Source organism: Blautia sp. AF14-40 (assembly GCF_003479665.1).
GTDB classification, from domain to species: Bacteria; Bacillota; Clostridia; order Lachnospirales; family Lachnospiraceae; genus Fusicatenibacter; species Fusicatenibacter saccharivorans.
This window is the reverse complement of record NZ_QUHK01000075.1, coordinates 1-2,950: the sequence shown is the minus strand read 5'-3', so window position 1 is coordinate 2,950 and position 2,950 is coordinate 1. Positions and strand designations below refer to the sequence as shown.

Sequence of the window (2,950 nt, the reverse complement as noted above, 5' to 3'; positions counted from 1 at the left end):
GGTGTCCTTTTAGAGTTAAAGGGGCGTGGTTGCCGACAGTTTGAAAGTTACCTGCTGGCACAACAAAGAAGTTGGTATGACTTTCTCATGGACGCACTCATAGACGGTGGCGTGATGAAGCGTATCGACCTTGCTATCAACGACCATACGGGTATTTTGGATATTCCAGAGCTTGCGGAAAAATGCAGGAAACGGGAATATATCGGAAAGTCCAGAAGTTATAAGTTTTATCAGTCGGGCGAGCTTATCAAGCATAGAGAGGACGACAGAGAATATATGGGACGCACCCTTTATCTTGGTTCGCTAAAATCAGATGTGTATTTCTGTATCTATGAAAAGGACTATGAGCAGTACGTCAAGTTAGGGACACCTCTGGAACAAGCCGACATTATCAATCGGTTTGAGATACGGCTTAGAAATGAACGTGCCTATTATGCAGTACGAGATTTGCTGACCTATTATGACGCAGAGCAGACTACCTTTTCTATCATCAACCAGTATGTGCGGTTTGTTGATGAAGAACCAGACAAGCGAAAAAATGACTGGAAACTCAATGACCGCTGGGCGTGGTTTATCGGCGATAACAGACAGAGCTTGAAGCTGACGACAAAGCCAGAGCCTTACACCTTAGACCGTACATTGCGTTGGGTACAAAGGCAGGTAGCACCGACTTTGAAAATGTTGAAAAAGATTGATAAAGGAAACGGCACAGACTATATGGAAACAATCGAACAGCAAGCAAAGCTCACAGAAAAGCATGAAATGATAATCAAACAGCAGACAACCTCTGCAAAAGATTTGGTGGAAAGTTAGGAGTGATGAAAAATGTGGGAATTAGTCAAAGATTTACTGTTGGTATCTCTTGGAATGGGTATCGGCGTAGTCTTGATGTGTATTTTAAATGTTGGCAAAGAAGCTGACTGTAAAATGAAACAATTAGAAGAAAGTGAGGACAATTAAATGAATTTCGGGCAAAATTTGTATCAATGGTTTTTATCAAACGCACAGAGCTTAGTGCTTATGGCGATTGTGGTTATCGGTATCTACTTAGGTTTCAAGCGTGAGTTTTCCAAACTTATCGGCTTCTTGGTAGTTGCCTTGATTGCTGTCGGCTTGGTATTCAATGCCGGCGGTGTGAAAGATGTACTGTTAGAGCTGTTCAATAAGATTATCGGTGCATAAAATTTTATTGTAGTGCTGATACGGGAATGTTATAATGTGGATATGAAAAAGCTATAAATTGAATTTATGGAGGTATAGTAATGCACAAAACTGTATTGATTGAAGGAATTACCATTGAGAATGTAACAGAAAAAATAAATGAAAAAGTACAAGAAATGGAAAAAGACGGTTTTCAGATTAAAACAATGTCCTTTTGGGGAACTGATAGAGCTGTGTTAGTTTTTAAAAAAGGGCTAAAAGGAAGTTTGCTATAAATTAAATTACTATTTTGCAAATTTTCAGTTTTTTAATTTCATATCCATACACAAAGCAGTTGGTTTTAGAATTGAGGTGTTTTATTATGAATGAGAGAGAAAAAATCATTCGCTTATGGTTCGATATGTGGCTTAAACAGCAAGATTTAGGAATGGATAAAATTTTTACAGAAGATGTGATTTATACTGAAAGCTGGTGTCCTAAATATGAAAATCTTAAAACAGTAAAACATTGGTTTAATGAATGGAATACTCGTGGTAAAGTTATTATTTGGGATATTAAGCAATTCTTTCATAAAGGAAATCAAACTGTTGTAGAATGGTATTTTAAAAATGAAATGAATACGGGAAGTATTGAAGAATTTGATGGTATCTCCTTAATTGAATGGACAGAAGATAACAAAATCAAATCATTAAAAGAATATGGTTGTAATCTGAATAACTATAACCCATATCAATATAGCGATAACCCTCAATTTAGAGATGAAAAAACGAACTGGTTTTAAAACTTAATCAAATTGTATACACACAAAGTAGTTAGTCCTAGGATTGACTGCTTTTTTCTTACCAAAATTTCAGATTGGAGTGATGAAATGAACGATATTTTTAAGGATATGCAGGAAAAAATCGGTTGTGAATACATTTCTGACCTGCCCTCTTACAAGCGTAAGGTATGGCATGAAATGAAACGACTGAACCCTGCCGACTATGAAGAAAGACAGTTAGAAGATTTTTCTAAATATGTGTTTGGTATGTCGTACCAGACCTTAAAAGATGTGATGAAACAACAGAAAGGACGTGAGGAACAATGCAGGAAACAAGGGTGCTGGTGGAAACGAAAGGAACAACTGGCGAAGAAACAATATCATACTGGTTTGAACTGCCGATAGATGTTGCCGAGTTTGAAGAAAAGTTAGGTGTCGGTGCAGAAAGTGGGGATTACCACATTATCGAAAAGCTGTTGCCTTATGCTGATGAAGTCCACGAACATACAAGCGTGTACCAGCTCAACGAATTAGATTTTATGTACCGCCAGCTTTCAAGCGATATGCAGGAAGAATATACAGCACTTCTTACTATATATGAAAATTTAGAAGCACTTTATATTTGTAGGAACGTGATTATGGTTTATCCCGACTGCAAAAGCATGATTGATGTTGCAAGGCAAAAGCTGATGAACGACCCGACATTTAAGCATTTATCCGAGGACTGTCAAGAATACTATTTTGACTTTGAAGCCTACGCTTCTCACTTGCAGGAACACGGAAAATTTTTAGTAACGGAACACGGTATTTTTGAACTGCCAGAGTAGGAAATGAGGTGGTGCTTATGATTGATGATATGGCGGTTTATATTGCTAATCTTGGCAAATACAATGAGGGCTATTTAGTCGGTGCTTGGTTCACGTTTCCCATTGACGAGGAAGATGTGAAAGAAAAAATCGGATTGAATGAAGAGTATGAGGAATACGCAATCCATGATACCGACAACTTTCCCATTGCGATTGGCGAGTA

8 protein-coding genes are annotated in these 2,950 nt (G+C 37.7%); all 8 read left to right on the top strand.

Annotation, left to right across the window (positions count from 1 at the left end):
* Window positions 1-813: replication initiation factor domain-containing protein (locus DWW13_RS18095; RefSeq protein ID WP_243026200.1), on the top strand; the 813-nt coding region annotated here is incomplete at its 5' end.
* Between the two features lie 12 nt (window positions 814-825).
* Window positions 826-960 carry a DUF3789 domain-containing protein gene (locus DWW13_RS18090; protein WP_117888449.1) on the top strand — a complete coding sequence of 45 codons (135 nt, stop codon included), beginning with the start codon at window positions 826-828 and terminating at the stop codon, window positions 958-960.
* Window positions 961-1,182: a hypothetical protein gene (locus DWW13_RS18085; protein ID WP_002323342.1), complete on the top strand. Its 222-nt coding sequence runs from the start codon at window positions 961-963 to the stop codon at window positions 1,180-1,182.
* Window positions 1,183-1,262: 80 nt separating this feature from the next.
* Window positions 1,263-1,436, top strand: coding sequence for a hypothetical protein (locus DWW13_RS19140; protein ID WP_181992162.1), 174 nt, complete (start codon window positions 1,263-1,265; stop codon window positions 1,434-1,436).
* A gap of 86 nt (window positions 1,437-1,522) precedes the next feature.
* On the top strand, window positions 1,523-1,942 hold the full coding sequence (locus DWW13_RS18080; protein WP_117888450.1) for a nuclear transport factor 2 family protein: 420 nt from the start codon (window positions 1,523-1,525) through the stop codon (window positions 1,940-1,942).
* 87 nt (window positions 1,943-2,029) lie between these two features.
* A complete protein-coding gene (locus DWW13_RS18075; protein WP_118720789.1) occupies window positions 2,030-2,326 on the top strand; it encodes a conjugal transfer protein in 297 nt (98 codons plus the stop codon).
* Window positions 2,245-2,748 (top strand): antirestriction protein ArdA, encoded by a 504-nt coding sequence (locus DWW13_RS18070; RefSeq protein WP_117888451.1) that lies wholly within the window; start codon window positions 2,245-2,247, stop codon window positions 2,746-2,748. The genes DWW13_RS18075 and DWW13_RS18070 overlap by 82 nt, the downstream gene beginning before the upstream one ends.
* Window positions 2,749-2,765: 17 nt before the next feature.
* The coding region (locus DWW13_RS18065; protein WP_147398341.1) for an antirestriction protein ArdA at window positions 2,766-2,950 on the top strand (185 nt) is incomplete at its 3' end.